Genomic DNA, 18,359 nt, shown 5'->3' on the forward strand with positions numbered 1-18,359 from the left:
CCGATCGCACCCGACGTGCGTCATGGCCGTTTCACGAGCGTCACGATCGTGAGCGTGCCGTTCACGCGCTCGATCCGGACCTTGACCTTGTCGCCCACGTGCAGCGAATCGATCATCGCCGGGTCGCCGGCCTTGAACGCCATCGTCATCGGCGCCATTCCGACGTTCTCGAGCGCGCCGTGCTTCAGCGTCACCATGCCGTGCGCGGCATCGATCCGTCTCACTTCGGCATCGGTCAGCGCCGCATCCGGCGCGGCCACCTTCATGTCGCCCATGCTCATGCCTGACATGCTTCCGGCCGCGCGCGCCGGCGTGGCCACGACGGCCATCGCGCCAAGAACGGCGATGGCGATGCATCGAATCTTCATCGGGATTCTCCCGGCTGCGGCGAATGACGAATGCGCCCCGCTACACCAGTAACGTCGCGACCGCCCACGCAATCAGCACGACACCCAGCACACGACCGATGCGCTCGCCGCCGGGCAGCACCTTTTCGACCAGCACGAACAGCGACAACGCGACGATCCATACGACGTTCATCACGCCGCCGACGAACAGCAGCGCCATCAGCAGCCAGCAACAGCCCACGCAATACGCACCGTGGCGCACGCCAAGCAGGAAGCTGCCTGTGATTCCCGGCCGCCAGTACGTCGTGAGGAACCGGACCGGCGACCGGCATTGCCGCAAGCAAGCCTGCTTCAGCGGCGAAAACTGGTAGATGCCGGCCAGCGCGAGGACGATCGCGGAGAGCCCGGCGCTCTTCGACCACAGCATCATCCCGGAGATCAGGCCGGCAGGCTGCAGCAGCATCTGCAGCACGGCCGCGACGACCGAGAACGCGAACCACGATGCCAGATAGCCGGCCAGCAGGAACGTCGACGTGAATGCCGATCCGGCGCCCGCCGGATCGTGATGCCGCAGCACGCGCCGGTACAGCAGCACGAGCGGTGCCGCGCCGGGCGTCATCATCGCGATCATCATCACCCACCACATCAGGATCACGGTCGCCAGCGACGGGTCCATCGCGCCCATGTCGTCGGCCAGCCGATGCGGGAACAGTGCGACCGCCGTCATGTCCAGCGCCGACATGCCGGTGCCGGCTCCCGTCCACAGGTAGGCCCAGCACGCGCCGACGAGCGCGGTCAAGCCGAGCAGCGTGACGACGCGCTCGCGCCCGAGAACATCGTCGACGGGGATCATGCGGTGACGCGATGCCGGATCAGCCCGTGATTGTTCAGATGCAGCCGTGCGAACTGCGCGTAGCTGCCCTCGAGATTCAGCTCGATGTTGCCGCGCGACCGGCCGGTACCCGAACCGATCTCGGCCAGCTCGTATTCGAAGCCGTGCGGCAGGTCGATCCGTGCGCGATGTTCGGCGCCCGTCACCGGATTGCGGATCGGTTCGCCGACGATGTCGAACACGCCCTCGACGCTGATCCGGCCACGCCGCGCATCGACATCGACGTCGAACTCGATCTTCGCGAAGATCGGATCGAACGCCTGCTCGAGCGTCGACGCGAACACGGAGAACATCGTCGCGAATGGATCGGTATCCTGACCGGTCATGATCTTCAGCACGGCCTCGCATTGCGCGGGGCTCGCGCGCGCGTCGACGATCGGCTGACAGCGGCCGTGGCCTTCGTGAATCGCTCCCGGCCACTGGAACACGACCGCGATCCGCACGCCATCGAGCACCACGTCGCCGTAGTGACCGCTGTCGATCGAAATCGCACCCATCGCTTCGCAATTGCCATGCGTCGGCAGCGAATTGAACTGGCAGGGGCAACCGTATGAGCAATTGCAGTTAATCAGCTCGGTTCCCTGAATCTCCCACGGCGTCATGGCTTCACCTCGCGCGGTCGGCGATACGTAACGTTTCGAATCTAGTGCACCCCACGGGGGAAAGCAAAGTACGCACGGGGCGCGTCGATCGTCGCTGAAACAGCGTCCGCGCGGCGTGCAATGGCACGTGCAATAACAACGTGCAATCGATCGCATTCGCGCCATGTCGGACAAAAGCCAACGACCCTGTTGCATCGCAACGAATGCGGGCATTCCGCATCGGTCCTGGTCCATACTGTCTCGCAATCGACCACTCCCCGACCGTCGTCGCCCCGGTTGGCTGTCATGCGCGCGCATAGTGCATTGCTCTTTCTCGTCGGCACCCTGCTTACCGCAGGCGGCTACGGCGCCACGTTCCTGCTGTCGATGCGTTTTCACATGATCGGCGGCAGCGATCTCGATACCGGCGCGGCCCTGGCTGCCGCGACGGTCGGCACCTTCGCCGGCCTGTCGGTGGTCGGCTGGTTCTCGCGGCAGATCGGCGCCGCGCGGATCGCCGCGTTGTCATCGCTGTGCATCGGCGCCGGCATCGTCGGCTTCGCACTCGTCGGGCGCGCGCCGTTCGCCGACTTGCTGTCCGGCTTCCTGGTCGGCTTCGGCTGGGGCGCGTTTCACCTGGCCGCGCCGATGTCGCTCGCCGAGCGGACCAGCGGCGCCGCGCGAAACGTATGGTTCTTCCGGTCGGCGACCTTCCAGATGACGGGGATCGGCGCGTCCCCGGCATGTGCCGCGTATGCGATGCGGCTGCTCCACTGGTCGATCGACGACACGCTTTACGCTGTCGGCGCATTGTGCGCGCTCGCGTCGCTGATGCTGGAGGCGTTCGGCCGCCTGTGTCCGCGCCCGCCCGCCGCCGCGTCCGGCGGCCGCTGGGTGCGCGACCTTGGCGCCATCTCGCGCACGCGCGCGGCCGTGCCGATCGCGATGATCGCGCTCGGCACCTGCGTGTTCTCGGGCCTGATGACGTTCCAGATGTCGTTCATGCAAGGCACGCAAGCGCGCCCAGGCACATTCTTCAGCCTTTACACGGTGACGGTGGTGACCGCGCGCTGGCTGCTCGGTAAATGGGTGCGAATGGCGCGCCCCGAAATCGCGACCAAGGGGTTGCTCGTGACGATGTTGCTCGGCGCGCTCGCGATGTTCGGCGCATCCGCGCACGCGTCGTTCCAGTCGGTCGCGGCGGTGCTGCTCGGCGCCGGCTACGGCCTCGTGTATCCGGTCATCCAGGCGCAGGCACTCAACGATTGCCCTGCAACACAACAGCACGGCGTGCTCACGTGGTTCGTCGCGTCGTATTTCATCGGCACGTTCGGCTTTCCGTCGGTGGGCGGCTGGGTGATGGTGCACGCCGGCAAGGGTGCGTTGCTGATGCTCATCGCGAGCTGCGGTCTCGCGGCGCTGTCGCTCGCGTTCCTGCACGACCGGCCGGCGCCGGCGCGTACGCGCTGAGCGGCGGCGGCGCGATGCCGGGGCGGCTAACCAGATTTCTTCGGCGCACGTGCGATGGAGAACCACGCCATCGCCGCGCCCGCAACCCACGCGCAGGTCACCAGCAGGTCGAAGTCCATCATTGCCTCGAAATTCGCGCTGTTCTCGAAGCTGCAATGCCGGCCGTGGAGGAATTCGATGCAACCGCTGACGACCCACTGGACGTGCATGAATACGTGATAGACGGCGAAGGCCGAAGCGATGACGGCGACGCGCAGGGGTATAGTCGTTTTCATTCGGCGCCGGAGGCGGTAGGCTGATCTGACGCCGATCTTAAGACAACGACGCCGCATCAGGCAATCGATCCCGCACGGACGTCATGAGCGGCATGCGCGACAGCGAATCGCCATCCGCATAAACCCCGAGAAAACCCATGTCCGAACCTCACACGATCGCGCTGATCGTCGATCCCGAATACGGGGAACGGATCCGTGCGGTCGCCGCCGGCGTTCGGCACGCGTGGGTCGTGACGAGCGACATGAACGATGCGGCCGTCGAGCAGATCTGGCGCGAATCGCGCACCGCGCGTACGTCCGGCGACGAAGGTCGTGTCACGAAGTTCGATCGCCATGGCGACGACCGGGGCAGCTGGTGTGAGCGGATACTCGACGCGATCGACGATCACCACGGCAGCCATGCGCACGATCACGGATACGCGGCGCTCGACGTGCATGGCGTCGCGCTTTCGACGCAACTTCGGGCGGCGCTCGTCGCACGCGGGTTTGCAGTATTCACGCCGACGAACGACGGTTTTCTCGCCGGCAAACATCCGCCGCCTGAACGATGACGCGCGCCGCTTACGCGTCGTCGATCTGCCTGAGCGTCTTCAGGCAATCCACCGCGAGCTGCTGATAGACCCGCGTGCCGTTCGCCTTCGCCGCGATCTCCGCGTCGCTCAGCCGCCGCACCACGCGCCCCGGCACGCCCGCGAGCAGCACGCCGCGCGGCACCTCGTAGCCGGCCTTCACGAACGCGCACGCGGCGACGATCGTCGTCGCGCCGATCATCGCGCCGTCCATCACGACCGCGTTCATCCCGATCATCGTGTCCGGTTCCAGCGTCGCGCCGTGCACGATCGCGCCGTGGCCGATGTGGCTGTTCATGCCGAGCCGGCACGTCTCGCCGATGCCGACGTGCAGCACGCAACCGTCCTGCACGTTGCTGCCGTCGTCGACGACGATCGCGCCGAAATCGCCGCGCAGGCTCGCATGCGGGCCGATGTAGCAGCCCGCGCCGATCGTCACGTCGCCGATCACGACCGCGCTCGGATGAACGTACGCGGATGGATCCACGCGCGGGCGCGCGCCGTTGAATTCGAACAGCGGCATCGCTCAGAGCACCGCGGCCGCTTCGGGCACGAGCGTGAACAGGTCGCCGACGAGGCCGTAATCGGCCACGCTGAAGATCGGTGCTTCGGGATCCTTGTTGATCGCGACGATCACCTTCGAATCCTTCATGCCGGCCAGATGCTGGATCGCACCCGAGATGCCCACCGCGATGTACAGCTGCGGTGCGACGATCTTGCCGGTCTGGCCGACCTGATAGTCGTTCGGCACGTAGCCGGCGTCGACTGCGGCGCGCGATGCGCCCAGTGCCGCGTTCAGCTTGTCCGCCAGCGGCTCCAGCACCTTCGTGTAGTTCTCGCCGCTACCCAGACCGCGGCCGCCCGATACGATGATGTTCGCACCGGTGAGCTCCGGACGGTCCAGCTTCGTCACTTCGCGGCTGATGAGCCGAGATACGCCTGCGTCTGCCGCCGCTTCGATCCTGTCGATCGATGCACTGCCACCTTCCGCCGCAACCGGATCGAAACCCGTCGCACGCACAGTGATGACCTTGACCGGATCGCCCGACTGCACCGTCGCGATCGCGTTGCCTGCGTAGATCGGGCGCTCGAACGTGTCGGCCGAATCGACCGCCGTGATGTCCGAGATCTGTGCAACGTCCAGCTTCGCGGCGATGCGCGGCGCGATGTTCTTGCCGTAGGCCGTGGCCGGCGCGAGGATGTGCGAGTAGTTCGCTGCAATGGTCAGTACCGTCGCTTCGATGTTCTCGGCGAGACCGTCCGCGAGCGACAGCGCGTCGGCCAGCAGCACCTTCGACACACCGGCGATCTTCGCGGCCGCGTCGGCTGCGCCTGCCACGTTGTGGCCCGCGACCAGCACGTGAATGTCACCGCCGACGAATTTGCCAACCTCGGCCGCCGCCGCCACCGTGTTCAGCGTCGCGGCCTTGATCGACGCGTTGCCCCCCAAGGGGGCTTCCTTCGGGGCGTCGTGTTCTGCAATCACCAGAATCGTCATTTCTTTCCGCTCCCTCTTACAGCACCTTGGCTTCGGTCTTCAGCTTCTCGACCAGCGTCTTCACGTCCGGCACCTTCACGCCGGCCGCGCGCTTCGGCGGCTCATTCACCCTGAGCACCTTCAGGCGCGGCGTCACGTCCACGCCGAGCGCATCGGGCTTGACGGTTTCCAGCGGCTTCTTCTTCGCCTTCATGATGTTCGGCAACGTCACGTAGCGCGGCTCGTTCAGGCGCAGGTCGGTCGTCACCACCGCTGGCAGTTGAAGCGACAGCGTTTCCGCGCCGCCGTCGACTTCCCGCGCAACCGTGACACGACCATCGGCGATCGTCACCTTCGACGCAAACGTCGCCTGCGGCAAACCCGCCAGCGCGGCCAGCATCTGGCCCGTCTGGTTCGAATCGTCGTCGATCGCCTGCTTGCCGAGGATCACCAGCTGCGGCTGCTCCTTGTCGACCAGCGCCTTCAGGATCTTCGCGACGGCCAGCGGCTCGACGCTGTCGTTCGACTCGACCAGGATTGCTCGATCCGCGCCGATCGCGAGCGCCGTGCGCAGCGTTTCCTGCGCTTGCGCGACACCGACCGACACGGCCACCACCTCCGTCACCACGCCGGACTCCTTCAGCCGCACGGCCTCTTCCACTGCAATCTCGTCGAACGGGTTCATCGACATCTTCACGTTCGCGATGTCGACGTCGGTGCGGTCGGACTTCACGCCGACCTTCACGTTCGCGTCGACCACGCGCTTCACTGCCACGAGCGCTTTCAACTGCCTGTCTCCTGTTTCGTTTCGACCGCCGCAACGCGTCAGCGCGCGGTGTACCCGCCGTCGATCACCAGCTCCGCCCCCGTCACGTAGCGCCCGGCCGGCGACACGAGATACAGGATGCCGGCCGCGATGTCGCGCGGACTGCCGATCTTCGCCATCGGCACATTCGTCTGCATGTATTCGAACGCGCGGTCCGGATCCTGGCCCATCTGGCGGAACGCGTCCTCGAGCATCGGCGTGCGGATATAGCCGGGATGCACCGAGTTCGCGCGGATGTTCTTCGTCGCGTACAGCATCGCGTCGACCTTCGCCATCATCCGCACCGCCGCCTTCGACGCGTGATACGCGGGCACGTCGGGGCCGCCGACGATCCCGTACATCGACGACAGGTTCACGATCGAGCCGCCGCCGGCCGCTTCGATGTGTGGAATCGCGGCGCGCGTGCACAGGAACACGCCGTTGACGTTCACGTCCTGCACGCGCTGCCACTGCGCGAGCGTGAGTTCGTGCGTCGGCACGTTGTGCCCTTCGATGCCCGCGTTGTTCACGAGTACGTCGAGGCGCCCGAAGCGCGCGACGATCTCGTCGAACACGCGCGCCACGTCGGCCTCGTGCGTCACGTCCAGCGACCAGAACGCGGCCTGGCCGCCCTGCGCGCGAATCTCCTCGACGAGCGCCTCCGCCGGTTGCGACAGCACGTCGAGGATCGCGACGCTCGCGCCGGCCGCGGCCAGCGTGCGGGCCGTCTCCGCGCCGATGCCGCGCGCGCCGCCGGTGATGGCGGCCACCTTGCCGCGCAGGTCGAACAGGTCTTCGATGAGTTTCATTGCGTCTCCGGGTTATCAAGCGGACCGACTTCGAACAGGCCGGCCGTCATTGGCATCGTGGGTTATCGCGCATCCGGCGCGGCGAGGAAATCGAGGCATTCCCGATTGAAATAGGCCGCGTGTTCCACCATGACCCAGTGGCCGCAGCGGTTCAGCAGCACGAAGCGCGCATCGCGGCAGCGTTCGAGGAACGTCAGCGCGCCGCCGACCGGATTGAAGCGATCGTCCGTGCCCCAGAAGCCGAGCACCGGGCAGCGCAGGTCGCCGAGCGCGCCCGTCAGGTTCGGCACGCTCATCGTCGACAGCACTTCGGTCGGCTGCTCGACGCATACCTTCATCCGCTCGGCGACAAGCGCGTCGGTGACGATCGCCGAATCGTGCACCAGCAGCGTCAGCAGCTCGCGCATGGTGTCGTCATTCATCTGGCGATTGGTGAACAGCTTCACCATCCGCTGGATGCCTTCCATCCGGAAATAGGTGTCGCGATCCTCGACGCCGCCCGGCGCCATCATGATCAGCCCGTCGACTTCGTCGGGGTAATCGAGCGCGTATTTCAGCGCGATCGCGCCGCCGAGCGAGTTGCCGAGCAGCACGGCCGGCCCGAGGCCGAGCGCGGACAGCTGCGCGTGCAGCGCGCCGACGAAGAAATCGAGCGTGTACGCGACGTCCGACGGCTTCGACGACTGCCCGTAGCCCGGCAGGTCGACGACGATCGCGCGATGGCCGGCGGCCGCGAACGCGGGGTAGTTGTGCTTGAAATTGCTGAAACCGCTGGCGCCCGGGCCGCTGCCGTGGATGAACACCACCGGGCGGCCCTCGCCCGCCTCGAAATGATGCAGGCGCAGGCCGCCCGGAACGTCGGTGAAGATGCCGGCCGGCGGCGTCATGGGGGTCGTCATCGCGGGTTGTCTCCTTCGTCGGTCGATGGATGCCTGCCACGATGATTGCGCCGCCGGCGCCGGCCGGCATCATCCTTTCAGACTACGAAGCCGCGCGCGCTTGTTCCTATCATCGGGCCACCGAAACGGAGGCAGACGATGAACGGATTCGACTACAGCGGCAAGACGGTGCTCGTGACAGGCGGCACCAAGGGCATCGGGCGGCGCATCGCCGAGCGGTTTCTCGCGGCGGGTGCGCGCGTGTTCGTCTGCGGGCGCAGCGTGCCCGACACGCTGCCTTCTGCCGGCGGCCGCACGGCCGGTTTCATCACGGCCGATCTGCGCGACATCGAGCAGGTCGACGCGCTGCTCGCGACGGTCCGCGATGCGGCCGGCGGCCTCGACATCCTCGTCAACAACGCGGGCGGTTCGCCGTTCGTGCTCGCGGCCGACGCGTCGCCGCGCTTCACCGAATCGATCGTGCGGCTGAACCTGATCGCGCCGCTGCAGCTCGCGCAGCGCGCCAACGCGATCATGCAACCGCAGCCGCACGGCGGCGTGATGCTGTTCATCGCGAGCGTCAGCGCGTCGCGGCCGTCGCCCGGCACGGCCGCTTACGGCGCCGCGAAGGCGGGCCTCGTCAATGCGGTCACGTCGCTCGCGGTCGAGTGGGCGCCGCGCGTGCGCGTGTGCGCGATCAGCCCGAGCCTCGTGCAGACCGAATCGGCGACCGAAGGCCACTACGGCGACGACGCCGCGCTCGATGCGATCCGCGCGACGATACCGGCCGGACGGCTCGCGACGCCCGACGATGTCGCGTCGGCGTGCCTGTTCCTCGCGTCGCCCGACGCGTCGTACACGTCGGGCGCGAACCTCCGACTCGACGGCGGCGGCGAACGGCCCGCGTTCCTGTCGGCGGCACGGGCCGACCCGCGATAACGCCCGCAGTGCAAGCGGCCTCGCCCGATCGTTTCCAGTCCTAGGGAAGTCATCTAGTTCATTTCGACGATTCCCTGCTACCGCGATCTCCCTACTCTGCCTCTCACGACAACCACAGTCGACCGTCGTCGATACCCCAGAGGAGACACCATGCATCAACGGATTTCGCGCCGTACCGACAAGCGGGCCGCCGCCACGCTGTCGACGCTGGCCGTCGCGCTGCTGTCGTGCGCCGTTCCCGACGCGCACGCCGGCAGCACGATCGAGCTTGGCGCCGACACGACGCTGGACTACACGTTCACGCTCAGCTACGGGCTCGGCATGCGCACGCGTGCACCGAGCGGCAATCTGCTGACGCCCGCGAACATCAACGGCGACGACGGCGACCGCAACTTCGCGAAGAACAAGCTGATCGAGAACCAGGTCAGCCTGCTCGGCGAAGTGAACCTGAAGCACGACGACTGGGGCGTGTTCGTCCGCGCGAACACGTTCTACGACCAGGCCTATCACCGCCCGAACTACAACGATGCGCCGGGCACCGTGAATCAGTCGGGCCAGTACAACAACTTCACGAGCGATGCGCGCTACTGGTCGGGCGGTCACACGACGCTGCTGGCCGCGTATGCGTACAACACGTTCCATCTCGGCTCGACGAGCCTGAACGTGAAGGTCGGCGACCAGGTCGTCGCGTGGGGCGAAAGCCTGTTCTTCCCGAACATCGCCGGCTCACAGGGGCCAGCCGATGCGACCAAGTCGTACATGGCCGGCGCCGAGGTGAAGGACATCCTGCTGCCGGTGCCGCAGATCTCGACGCAATGGCAGATCACGCCGAACTTCAGCCTGCTCGGCTACTACCAGTTCTCGTACCAGCAGAACCGGCTGACCGCGCCTGGCACCTACTGGAGCTACTCCGACGTCACGGGCCCCGGCGCGCAGTACATCATCGGCCCGGGCGGGATGATCATTCCGCGCGGCCCCGACGACAAGCCGAGCGCGCGTAACCAGTGGGGTATCGGCGCGCGCTTTCGCGTGCTGGGCGACACCGAGCTCGGCCTGTACCACCTGCACTACAACGACATGAACCCGAGCGTCGTCACGACCTACTTCCCGACGCTCCAGTACCAGCAAAAGTATTTCAGCAACATCAAGCTGACCGGCGCGAGCTTCTCGACGCAGATCGGCCCGGTCAACGTCGCCGGCGAAGTGTCGTACCGCCAGGGCGCGGCCGTGCTCGTCAACACGCCGACCGGCCCGCAGTCGACGCGCGCGAACGTGCTGCAGACCAACCTGTCGGGCATCTACTCGATCGGGCCGAGCTTCCTCGCGAACTCGCAGTCGCTGATCGGCGAACTCACGTACGTGCATGCGGGCAGCATCTCCGAGCTCGACGGCTCGACGACGCTGACCAACTCGCGCAACGCGCTCGCGATGGAGATCGCGTGGACGCTCAGCTACAAGAACGTGTTCAACGGATGGGACCTCGACGTGCCGCTGACCTACACGCACGACCTGACCGGCACGTCGCCGCTCGCCGGCGCGCTCGGTTCGCTGACGGGCCAGGGCGATCACCGCGTGACGGCCGGCGTGACGTTCACGCGCCTGAGCAACCTGCAGCTGTCGCTCGTCTACGCCAAGTTCCTCGGTTCGCCCAACCCGGTCACGCGCCCGCTGTCGGATCGCGACTACGTGCTGGCCACGGCGACCTACCACTTCTGAGCGGCCCGGCCCGCTCGTCACTCAGCAAGAAGAGGATTTGTCATGAAACGAACTCGTCTCCCCCTCCTGCGCGCGTCGGTGATGGCCGCGTGCGCGCTCGTCGCGACGGCGTCGTTCGCGAAGGTCACGCCGGACGACCTGAAGGCGCTCGACGGCCCGCTGACGCCGATGGGCGCGGTACGCGCCGCGAGCAAGGACAGCGGCGTGCCCGAGTGGTCGGGCAAGTGGCTCGGCACGCCGCCCGACGTGCAGTACAAGCGCGGCAGCCGCTACCCCGATCCGTTCGCGAACGAAAAACCGGTCGCGACGATCACCGCGGAAAACATGGCGCAGTACGCCGAGCACCTGACCGAAGGCCAGAAGGCGATGTTCAAGCGCTACCCGGCCACCTTCAAGATCAACGTCTATCCGAGCCATCGCGACTTCCGCTACGCGGATTCCGTCTACAAGGACATCCGCGCGTATGCGCCCGATTCGACGATGACGCCGGACGCGAACGGCCTCACGAACGCGCCGCCGACCGTGCCCTACCCGATCCCGAAGACGGCCGCCGAGCTGCTGTGGAACCAGCGCTTCTCGTCGGCGATCGGCGCCGAGCAGGCGACCTACGACCAGGCCGTCGTGTACTCCGACGGCAACCTCGCGTGGGGCAAGGTGCGCTACGACATCTACTCGCCGCGCAACGCCGGCAAGTTCGACGTGAAGAGCGACCTGAACAACCGCACGTACTACCGCAACGCGACGGAGCTGCCGCTGTCCGACCGCGGCTCGCTGATCGTCGGCTTCACGAACTGGGACAAGGCCGGCGCGGACAACTCGTCGCGCACGTGGATGTACAACCCCGGCACGCGGCGCGTGCGCCAGGCGCCCGAGTACGGCTACGACCAGCCGCAGGGCCCTGGCGGCTTCCGCACCGTCGACGACGACCGCCTGTACAACGGCCCCGGCGACCGCTACGACTGGAAGATCGTCGGCAAGCGCGAGATCTACGTGCCGTACGACAACTACAAGGCGATGGACAGCTCGGTCAAGTATGCGGACCTGCTGACCAAGGGCCACGAGAATCCGTCGTACATCCGCTACGAGCTGCATCGCGTGTGGGTGCTGCAGGCGACGCTGAAGAGCAACTACCGTCACCAGTATGCGAAGCGCGTGCTGTACATCGACGAGGATTCGTGGATGACGCTGCTCGCCGACAACTACGACGCGCGCGGCCAGCTGTGGCGCACCAACGTCGCGACGACGCTGTACGCGTATGACGCGAAGGTGTTCTACCCGGGCGTGGTGTTCTACCACGACCTGATCTCCGGCGCGTACATGGCCGACCGCCTGACGAACGAAGGCCCGATGCCGAAGCTCGACAACAGCCCGCAGTTCAACGAGGCGTATTTCTCGCCGGACGCGATCCGCAGTTCGGGTAACTAAGCAACTGGCGCGGCACGCCCGCGACCCACGCGCCGGAGCCACGCTCCGGCGCACGACGCCGCCCGCGACGGCGGCCTTTTCCATTCGAGATTCGAGGGCCCTTTCATGTCTTCCCGCCTGCATACGACGCTCGGTGACGAGTTGTACGCCGCGTGGCACGCACGTGCGCCGGTCGCACCGCTGTCGAGCCGCCCGCGCCGCCTGTCCCTCGACGACGCCTACCGCATCCAGCAACGCTTCATCGAACGTCGCGTCGAGCGCGGCGAATCGGTGGTCGGCAAGAAGATCGGCGTGACGAGCCAGGCCGTGCAGGACATGCTGAACGTGCGCCAGCCCGATTTCGGCATCCTGCTGTCCGGCATGCACTACGCGGCCGGCGAGGCGATCGCCACCGAATCGCTGATCGCGCCGCGCGCCGAAGGCGAGATCGCGTTCATCCTGGCGCGCGACCTGCGCGGCCCCGGCATCGACCGCACCGACGTGATCGCCGCGACGGCCGCCGTCGCCCCCTGCTTCGAGATCGTCGATTCGCGCATCCGCGACTGGGCGATCCGCATCGAGGACACCGTCGCCGACAACGCGTCGTGCGGCGTGTACGTGCTCGGCGATGCACGCGTCGATCCGCGCACGCTCGATCTCGCCGCCTGCGAGATGACGATCGAGAAGAACGGCGAGCCCGTCGCGCAAGGCCGCGGCGATGCGGCGCTCGGCCATCCCGCCGACGCGGTCGCGTGGCTCGCGAACACGCTCGCCGAATACGACGTGCCGCTGCTCGCCGGCGAGATCGTGCTGTCCGGCTCGCTCGCGAAACTGATTCCGGTCACGGCCGGCGACGCGCTGTCGATGCACATTGCCGGCATCGGCGGTTGCGACGTCCGCTTTATCTAAACGAGGACTCCTGATGAATAAAATCAAATGCGCACTGATCGGGCCGGGCAACATCGGCACCGACCTGCTGGTCAAGCTGCGCCGCTCGCCGGTGCTCGAACCCGTGTGGATGGTCGGTGTCGATCCGGCGTCCGACGGCCTCGCGCGGGCCCGCGAATTCGGGCTGAAGACCACCGACCGCGGCGTCGACGGGCTGCTGCCGCACGTCGCCGACGACGAGATCCGCATCGCGTTCGACGCCACGTCGGCCTACGTGCACCGCGACAACTCCGACAAGCTCACCGCGCTCGGCGTGAAGATGATCGACCTGACGCCCGCCGCGATCGGGCCGTACTGCGTGCCGCCGGTGAATCTCGACGCGCACCTCGGCAGCGCGCAGATGAACGTGAACATGGTGACGTGCGGCGGCCAGGCGACGATCCCGATGGTGTATGCGGTGTCGCGCGTGCAGCCGGTCGCGTACGGCGAGATCGTCGCGACCGTGTCGTCGCGCTCGGTCGGCCCCGGCACGCGCAAGAACATCGACGAATTCACGCGCACGACGTCCGGCGCGATCGAGCAGGTCGGCGGTGCGCGCAAGGGCAAGGCGATCATCGTGATCAACCCGGCCGAGCCGCCGCTGATCATGCGCGACACGATCCACTGCCTGACCGACGGGCCGCCCGACGTCGACGCGATCACGGCGTCGGTGCATGCGATGGTCAAGGAGGTGCAGCGCTACGTGCCTGGTTACACGCTGAAGAACGGGCCGGTGTTCGACGGCAATCGCGTGTCGGTGTTCATGGAAGTCGAGGGGCTCGGCGACTACCTGCCGAAGTATGCGGGCAACCTCGACATCATGACCGCCGCCGCGGCCGCCACGGCCGAGCGTTTCGCCGAACAGATGCTGGCCGCGACGGCCGCCACCGCTTGAGTCGAGGAGTCACACGATGTCACTTGCAGGCAAGAAGATCACCGTCCACGACATGTCGTTGCGCGACGGGATGCACCCGAAACGTCACCAGATCACGCTCGACCAGATGCGCAACATCGCGCGCGGGCTCGATGCGGCCGGCGTGCCGCTGATCGAGGTCACGCACGGCGACGGGCTCGGCGGCGCATCGGTCAACTACGGCTTTCCCGCGCACACCGACGAGGCGTACCTGAGCGCCGTGATTCCGGAGTTGAAGCAGGCGAAGGTGTCGGCGCTGCTGCTGCCCGGCATCGGCACCGTCGAGCACCTGCGCATGGCGCACGCGCTCGGCGTCGGCACGATCCGCGTCGCGACGCACTGCACCGAAGCCGACGTGTCGGAACAGCATATCGGCCTCGCGCGCACGCTCGGGCTCGATACCGTAGGTTTCCTGATGATGGCGCACATGTCGTCGCCCGAGCAGCTCGTCGTGCAGGCGAAGCTGATGGAGTCGTACGGCGCGAACTGCATCTACATCACCGATTCGGCCGGCCACATGCTGCCCGACGACGTGACCGCGCGAATCAGCCAGGTGCGCGCCGCGCTGAAGCCGGAGACGGAACTCGGCTTCCACGGCCACCACAATCTCGCGATGGGCGTCGCGAACTCGGTCGCGGCAGTCGCCGCCGGCGCGAACCGGATCGATGCGGCCGCGGCCGGCCTCGGCGCGGGCGCGGGCAACACGCCGATGGAAGTGTTCATCGCGGTGTGCGACCGGATGGGGATCGAGACGGGCGTCGACGTGTTCGCGATCTCGGATGTTGCCGAGGATCTCGTCGTGCCGATCATGGACGCGCCGATCCGCCTCGACCGCGATGCGCTGACGCTCGGCTATGCGGGCGTCTACTCGTCGTTCCTGCTGTTCGCGAAGCGCGCGGAAGCGAAGTACGGGATTCCGGCGCGCGACATTCTCGTCGAACTGGGCCGGCAACGGCTCGTCGGCGGGCAGGAGGACATGATCGAGGATGCGGCGCTGACGATGGTTCGGGCGCGGGCCGTGGCGGCTTGATCGGCGTAGCTTGCATGACCTGAGTAACCGACGCTATCGTGCGGCGTCGTCCGATGCGTCGGCGATCATGCGGAACGGCGCGCGATCGCCAGGAGCGAGCAACCTCGCGCGGCGACGCCGAGGTGGCAAGCACGGTGGTTCAGTTCACCGGCGCGGCCGTGTCGGCCCTCAGCGTGCGGCCGGCGGCATCACGCGTCACCTTGCTGTTACGCCCGCACGGCAGCGCCCTCTGCTCAGCGATGCTTCCCGCCGTGCTTGCGCGCCCGATGCTCGGCGCGCTTCTGCAACAGCGCCGGCATCACCTCCTCGATATATTGCCGTGCCTGTCCACGCGTGACGATCTTGCTGAAACGCTGATGCGCGTCGGCGTGGCCGACCAGCGCCGCGTGCGCTTTCTTCAGGATGTGCAGATACGCGAGCAGGCTCGTGCCGTCGTGCACGGGCAGCGCATCGCGCGGGTCGGGTTGCGGGGTCGTGCTCATGATGTACCGATCCTTTGCGGGCAGTCGGTGCGGCACGTCGCCGTCACGAGCGCCAGCAGGTCGTGGGCGACGCGGTCGCGGCCGGTCAGCGGCGCCAGGCCGAACAGGCGCCCGAGCGTCGCGACCACCGATGCATGATCGTAGCGAGTGTGGTCCACCTGTCCGGCCGCGACCCACGGCGAAATCACGATCGCCGGCACGCGCACGCCGTACACGTCGAAGCCGAAGCCGTTCGCGTTCAGCGTCGCGGGCGCGCCGTCGTTTGGCGGCGGTGCGGCGCCCGGGCGGACCGAATCGTAGAAGCCGCCGTGCTCGTCATAGACGATCACGAACAGGCTGCTGTTCCACACCGGCGAATTGCGGATCGCGTTGTACACGCGTGCGGCGAGCTGGTCGCCGCCGGCGAGCCCGTCCATCGGATGCTGCGAGCTGCCGTTCCGGTAGGTGCCGTGCACGATGTCGCCGTAGCTGGGTTCGATAAACGTGTAGCGTGCCGTGTAGCCGGCCGCGAGATCGGCTTCGAAATGCGCGAGATCGTCGACGTCGAAGAAGCTGATGCCCTTCAGCGATGCAACCTGCGGCACATGGCCAAGCGGATCACCCGTCTGGTCCTGATAGATGCGCCAGTTGTCGTCGCCGAGCGCGCCGAAGATCGAACCGTTCGGATAGGGAAAACCGTCGAACGCGTCCCACCCGCCCATCTCTTCCCGGGTCGGCGAATGATCGAGCCCGGCCGACGACGCGCCGTGCAGGAAGAAACGGTTCGGCCAGGTCGGCCCCGGCATCGACGCATGCCACGCGTCGCACAGCACGAACGCGTTCGCGAGTGCGTACAGCGCCGGCGCGTGCGTCCGCACGTCGGCGCCCTGCATGATCTTGCCCACATCGGCCGGCTGCGGTGGCGTGCCTTCGGCATGCGACGTCGCGTAGTTCGACACGAACCCCGAATTGTCGACTGCCGGATACGGCTGCCCTTTCACGAACGGCACGCCGGCACCGCAGAGCTGCTCGAGCACGTCGGTGAACTCGTGGCACGGGTCGGTCGGCATCCGGTCGGGCGCGCCGCCGCCGAACGGATAGACCGCGCCGCCGTATGCGTTGCTGTTACCCGGCGACGCGGCGACGATGTCGGCGATGCCCGACAGCGCGAACAGATGATCGAACGAGCGGTTCTCGAGCATCAGCACGAACACGTGACGGATGCGATCCTGAACCGATGGGGATGCGGGGGCTGCGTCTGCATTCATGGCGCCTCCTGGCGTCGCGCGACGATAGTCCTGCCTGCACGGTCGGGGGCGCGCTGAATGCGACTGAAGGGATTGAAGGAATTGAAAGCCACGCGCGCGGGCCGTGAACTGCCGACGAGTGTACGACCGCGCCGGCTTGCGCGTAAAGCCGCCCGCGAACCGCGACGACGTGCGCGCGTTCTGCGCGAGCGCGACCGTGAGCGCCGCATTTCGCGACGCTCATCGATGAGTTCCTGCGGGACACGGCCGCTTGAGCGTTGCACACGCAGCGCGACCGGAAAAGAGGACCTTGGCCGCCGCGGCACTGCACCGCCGCCGGCGACCGACGAACGGCGCTGATCACGCCGTCCATCCGGTGTGCCCGGCCGCATGAGATGGCCGGACGGGTTTCGATCGGAGCAGCGTTGCGCGCCCGACCGTTACTGCTTAGCGACGCGGTTGCCCGCTGCGCGGCGGACGCGTCGAGTTCGCGTCCTTGTGACGGAAGTTGATGCGCCCCTTCGTCAGGTCGTACATCGACAGTTCCAGCGTCACACGATCACCCGCGAGAATGCGGATGTGGTTCTTGCGCATGCGGCCCGACGCGTACGCGCCAACCACAACGCCGTTTTCCAGCGTGACACGGTATTTGCTGTCCGGCAGCACTTCGTCGACGATTCCGTCCAGTTCCAACAGTTCTTCTTTTGCCAAACCAATTCCTCCAGAGAAGGTGAATGACCGCGGCCACGGCGAGCTCACCGGCGCCGTGGCCCGCAACGGGACGGCCGCCGGCAGGATGCCGGGTTTCAATTCGTTCAGACGGGCGACGGGCCCATCTTGCAATCGGAGCCCGGCGCATTGCGGCGGTCGGGCGGTCAGTGGCGGCGGTGCGATCAGCACCGCGCAAAGTCGGGACCGCGCCACGTGCGGCATGGCGACGGCCTACGGGTTGCAGCATGGGCCGCTGGCGACGCGGCGAGCGCTTCGCGAGGGCGTTGAATCGCACGTCGTACAGACTTGCGATGAATGAGGGAAGCACACGACCGATGCATCGTGTCTACCGCGATGCATCGGTCGTGTGCGTCGGAACGCGCAGGACACCGGCTTGGGCCGGCATCCGCGCGAGCTCCGTCCGGCAGCGGCCGCCATTCGGCGGCCGGTGCCGACACGGCTTACTGCGGCGTGATGTTCGACGCTTGCAGGCCCTTCGGGCCACGCTTCACTTCATAGCTGACTTTCTGACCTTCGGCCAGGGTCTTGAAGCCCGTGCCGCGAATTTCAGAGAAATGGGCGAACAGATCGTCGCCGCCGTTGTCCGGGGAGATGAAACCAAAGCCCTTGGTTTCGTTGAACCACTTGACGGTACCGGTATCCACAAATACTTCCTTAATACGATTGAGAACAGCGCCCACAACGGGCACAGAAAGAATCAAAGAGGGAGAGACCAACGACTGCCGCACAATGTGCTGTGCGGCCAATGATGAGCAATCGAACTTCTTGAAGACTTCGGTCTCGGACACTACGCGGTACTGGCCGATCCGTCAAGCACTTTTCGATACGACACAGGCGCACGACAGCGTGTCCGCCTTGCCTGGCGGGCCTCTGCGACAATCTGGAGG

The 18,359-nt window shown here is 66.8% G+C and carries 21 protein-coding genes; 8 read left to right on the forward strand and 13 right to left on the reverse strand.

Annotated features, from left to right (window positions below):
* Nucleotides 1-20 precede the first annotated feature (20 nt).
* The 3 genes from LMA02_RS23720 to LMA02_RS23730 are packed head-to-tail and all read right to left on the reverse strand — an operon-like array spanning nucleotide 21 to nucleotide 1,841.
* Entirely contained in the window at nucleotides 21-368 is a 348-nt protein-coding gene (locus LMA02_RS23720; RefSeq protein ID WP_228907716.1) for a copper-binding protein, read from the reverse strand.
* A gap of 40 nt (nucleotides 369-408) precedes the next feature.
* Nucleotides 409-1,200, reverse strand: coding sequence for a DUF2182 domain-containing protein (locus tag LMA02_RS23725; RefSeq protein WP_228907717.1), 792 nt, complete (start codon nucleotides 1,198-1,200; stop codon nucleotides 409-411).
* Nucleotides 1,197-1,841 carry a DUF1326 domain-containing protein gene (locus LMA02_RS23730; RefSeq protein WP_228907718.1) on the reverse strand — a complete coding sequence of 215 codons (645 nt, stop codon included), beginning with the start codon at nucleotides 1,839-1,841 and terminating at the stop codon, nucleotides 1,197-1,199. Before LMA02_RS23730 ends, LMA02_RS23725 begins: the two co-directional genes overlap by 4 nt.
* A gap of 285 nt (nucleotides 1,842-2,126) precedes the next feature.
* Here LMA02_RS23730 and LMA02_RS23735 point away from each other — a divergent pair, with 285 nt between their 5' ends.
* A complete protein-coding gene (locus tag LMA02_RS23735; RefSeq protein ID WP_228907719.1) occupies nucleotides 2,127-3,290 on the forward strand; it encodes an MFS transporter in 1,164 nt (387 codons plus the stop codon).
* A 26-nt stretch (nucleotides 3,291-3,316) separates the two neighbouring features.
* Here the strand turns inward: LMA02_RS23735 and LMA02_RS23740 are convergent, their stop codons facing one another.
* On the reverse strand, nucleotides 3,317-3,565 hold the full coding sequence (locus LMA02_RS23740) for a hypothetical protein (protein ID WP_228907720.1): 249 nt from the start codon (nucleotides 3,563-3,565) through the stop codon (nucleotides 3,317-3,319).
* 137 nt (nucleotides 3,566-3,702) lie between these two features.
* On the opposite strand from LMA02_RS23740, the gene LMA02_RS23745 reads away from it, so the two are divergent.
* Nucleotides 3,703-4,116, forward strand: coding sequence for a hypothetical protein (locus LMA02_RS23745; protein WP_228907721.1), 414 nt, complete (start codon nucleotides 3,703-3,705; stop codon nucleotides 4,114-4,116).
* 10 nt (nucleotides 4,117-4,126) lie between these two features.
* Here the strand turns inward: LMA02_RS23745 and LMA02_RS23750 are convergent, their stop codons facing one another.
* The 5 genes from LMA02_RS23750 to LMA02_RS23770 all read right to left on the reverse strand — a co-directional run bounded on the left by LMA02_RS23750 (nucleotide 4,127) and on the right by LMA02_RS23770 (nucleotide 8,124).
* Complete coding sequence (locus tag LMA02_RS23750) at nucleotides 4,127-4,657, reverse strand: transferase hexapeptide repeat family protein (RefSeq protein WP_228907722.1); 531 nt, start codon at nucleotides 4,655-4,657, stop codon at nucleotides 4,127-4,129.
* Between the two features lie 3 nt (nucleotides 4,658-4,660).
* Nucleotides 4,661-5,632: an electron transfer flavoprotein subunit alpha/FixB family protein gene (locus LMA02_RS23755; protein ID WP_228907723.1), complete on the reverse strand. Its 972-nt coding sequence runs from the start codon at nucleotides 5,630-5,632 to the stop codon at nucleotides 4,661-4,663.
* A 16-nt stretch (nucleotides 5,633-5,648) separates the two neighbouring features.
* Nucleotides 5,649-6,398 carry an electron transfer flavoprotein subunit beta/FixA family protein gene (locus LMA02_RS23760; RefSeq protein WP_228907724.1) on the reverse strand — a complete coding sequence of 250 codons (750 nt, stop codon included), beginning with the start codon at nucleotides 6,396-6,398 and terminating at the stop codon, nucleotides 5,649-5,651.
* A 38-nt stretch (nucleotides 6,399-6,436) separates the two neighbouring features.
* The gene (locus tag LMA02_RS23765) at nucleotides 6,437-7,225 is read right to left on the reverse strand and encodes an SDR family NAD(P)-dependent oxidoreductase (RefSeq protein ID WP_228907725.1); all 789 of its coding nucleotides are present in this window, start codon (nucleotides 7,223-7,225) and stop codon (nucleotides 6,437-6,439) included.
* A gap of 62 nt (nucleotides 7,226-7,287) precedes the next feature.
* Nucleotides 7,288-8,124: an alpha/beta fold hydrolase gene (locus LMA02_RS23770; RefSeq protein WP_228907726.1), complete on the reverse strand. Its 837-nt coding sequence runs from the start codon at nucleotides 8,122-8,124 to the stop codon at nucleotides 7,288-7,290.
* Between the two features lie 138 nt (nucleotides 8,125-8,262).
* Between LMA02_RS23770 and LMA02_RS23775 the strand changes: the two genes are divergently transcribed.
* The 6 genes from LMA02_RS23775 to dmpG all read left to right on the forward strand — a co-directional run bounded on the left by LMA02_RS23775 (nucleotide 8,263) and on the right by dmpG (nucleotide 15,032).
* Nucleotides 8,263-9,042 (forward strand): SDR family oxidoreductase, encoded by a 780-nt coding sequence (locus LMA02_RS23775; RefSeq protein ID WP_228907727.1) that lies wholly within the window; start codon nucleotides 8,263-8,265, stop codon nucleotides 9,040-9,042.
* Nucleotides 9,043-9,192: 150 nt separating this feature from the next.
* Nucleotides 9,193-10,758, forward strand: coding sequence for a DUF1302 domain-containing protein (locus LMA02_RS23780; protein WP_228907728.1), 1,566 nt, complete (start codon nucleotides 9,193-9,195; stop codon nucleotides 10,756-10,758).
* Nucleotides 10,759-10,800: 42 nt separating this feature from the next.
* Complete coding sequence (locus tag LMA02_RS23785; RefSeq protein ID WP_228907729.1) at nucleotides 10,801-12,183, forward strand: DUF1329 domain-containing protein; 1,383 nt, start codon at nucleotides 10,801-10,803, stop codon at nucleotides 12,181-12,183.
* 105 nt (nucleotides 12,184-12,288) lie between these two features.
* Nucleotides 12,289-13,071, forward strand: coding sequence for a 2-oxopent-4-enoate hydratase (gene dmpE, locus LMA02_RS23790; protein WP_228907730.1), 783 nt, complete (start codon nucleotides 12,289-12,291; stop codon nucleotides 13,069-13,071).
* A gap of 13 nt (nucleotides 13,072-13,084) precedes the next feature.
* Nucleotides 13,085-13,984, forward strand: a complete 900-nt coding sequence (locus LMA02_RS23795) for an acetaldehyde dehydrogenase (acetylating) (RefSeq protein WP_228907731.1) — start codon at nucleotides 13,085-13,087, stop codon at nucleotides 13,982-13,984.
* A 16-nt stretch (nucleotides 13,985-14,000) separates the two neighbouring features.
* Nucleotides 14,001-15,032, forward strand: coding sequence for a 4-hydroxy-2-oxovalerate aldolase (dmpG, locus tag LMA02_RS23800; protein WP_228907732.1), 1,032 nt, complete (start codon nucleotides 14,001-14,003; stop codon nucleotides 15,030-15,032).
* Nucleotides 15,033-15,265: 233 nt separating this feature from the next.
* On the opposite strand, the gene LMA02_RS23805 is transcribed toward dmpG, so the two are convergent.
* The 4 genes from LMA02_RS23805 to LMA02_RS23820 form a co-directional block, all read right to left on the reverse strand.
* Nucleotides 15,266-15,514 (reverse strand): hypothetical protein, encoded by a 249-nt coding sequence (locus LMA02_RS23805; RefSeq protein ID WP_228907733.1) that lies wholly within the window; start codon nucleotides 15,512-15,514, stop codon nucleotides 15,266-15,268.
* Entirely contained in the window at nucleotides 15,511-16,761 is a 1,251-nt protein-coding gene (locus tag LMA02_RS23810) for an alkaline phosphatase family protein (protein ID WP_228907734.1), read from the reverse strand. Before LMA02_RS23810 ends, LMA02_RS23805 begins: the two co-directional genes overlap by 4 nt.
* A gap of 426 nt (nucleotides 16,762-17,187) precedes the next feature.
* Nucleotides 17,188-17,451, reverse strand: a complete 264-nt coding sequence (gene infA / locus LMA02_RS23815; RefSeq protein ID WP_006751842.1) for a translation initiation factor IF-1 — start codon at nucleotides 17,449-17,451, stop codon at nucleotides 17,188-17,190.
* Nucleotides 17,452-17,912: 461 nt separating this feature from the next.
* A complete protein-coding gene (locus LMA02_RS23820) occupies nucleotides 17,913-18,116 on the reverse strand; it encodes a cold-shock protein (protein WP_006751843.1) in 204 nt (67 codons plus the stop codon).
* Between the last annotated feature and the right edge of the window lie 243 nt (nucleotides 18,117-18,359).

It is taken from the genome of Burkholderia sp. B21-005 (assembly GCF_020843965.1).
Lineage (GTDB): Bacteria > Pseudomonadota > Gammaproteobacteria > Burkholderiales > Burkholderiaceae > Burkholderia > Burkholderia ambifaria.

Bases quoted from the DNA above. Each gene is read 5' to 3' on its own strand.
- LMA02_RS23720 (WP_228907716.1), bottom strand. From the start codon at position 368: ATGAAGATTCGATGCATCGCCATCGCCGTTCTTGGCGCGATGGCCGTC.
- LMA02_RS23725 (WP_228907717.1), bottom strand. From the start codon at position 1,200: ATGATCCCCGTCGACGATGTTCTCGGGCGCGAGCGCGTCGTCACGCTG.
- LMA02_RS23730 (WP_228907718.1), bottom strand. From the start codon at position 1,841: ATGACGCCGTGGGAGATTCAGGGAACCGAGCTGATTAACTGCAATTGC.
- LMA02_RS23735 (WP_228907719.1), top strand. From the start codon at position 2,127: ATGCGCGCGCATAGTGCATTGCTCTTTCTCGTCGGCACCCTGCTTACC.
- LMA02_RS23740 (WP_228907720.1), bottom strand. From the start codon at position 3,565: ATGAAAACGACTATACCCCTGCGCGTCGCCGTCATCGCTTCGGCCTTC.
- LMA02_RS23745 (WP_228907721.1), top strand. From the start codon at position 3,703: ATGTCCGAACCTCACACGATCGCGCTGATCGTCGATCCCGAATACGGG.
- LMA02_RS23750 (WP_228907722.1), bottom strand. From the start codon at position 4,657: ATGCCGCTGTTCGAATTCAACGGCGCGCGCCCGCGCGTGGATCCATCC.
- LMA02_RS23755 (WP_228907723.1), bottom strand. From the start codon at position 5,632: ATGACGATTCTGGTGATTGCAGAACACGACGCCCCGAAGGAAGCCCCC.
- LMA02_RS23765 (WP_228907725.1), bottom strand. From the start codon at position 7,225: ATGAAACTCATCGAAGACCTGTTCGACCTGCGCGGCAAGGTGGCCGCC.
- LMA02_RS23770 (WP_228907726.1), bottom strand. From the start codon at position 8,124: ATGACGACCCCCATGACGCCGCCGGCCGGCATCTTCACCGACGTTCCG.
- LMA02_RS23775 (WP_228907727.1), top strand. From the start codon at position 8,263: ATGAACGGATTCGACTACAGCGGCAAGACGGTGCTCGTGACAGGCGGC.
- LMA02_RS23780 (WP_228907728.1), top strand. From the start codon at position 9,193: ATGCATCAACGGATTTCGCGCCGTACCGACAAGCGGGCCGCCGCCACG.
- LMA02_RS23785 (WP_228907729.1), top strand. From the start codon at position 10,801: ATGAAACGAACTCGTCTCCCCCTCCTGCGCGCGTCGGTGATGGCCGCG.
- dmpE (WP_228907730.1), top strand. From the start codon at position 12,289: ATGTCTTCCCGCCTGCATACGACGCTCGGTGACGAGTTGTACGCCGCG.
- LMA02_RS23795 (WP_228907731.1), top strand. From the start codon at position 13,085: ATGAATAAAATCAAATGCGCACTGATCGGGCCGGGCAACATCGGCACC.
- dmpG (WP_228907732.1), top strand. From the start codon at position 14,001: ATGTCACTTGCAGGCAAGAAGATCACCGTCCACGACATGTCGTTGCGC.
- LMA02_RS23805 (WP_228907733.1), bottom strand. From the start codon at position 15,514: ATGAGCACGACCCCGCAACCCGACCCGCGCGATGCGCTGCCCGTGCAC.
- LMA02_RS23810 (WP_228907734.1), bottom strand. From the start codon at position 16,761: ATGAATGCAGACGCAGCCCCCGCATCCCCATCGGTTCAGGATCGCATC.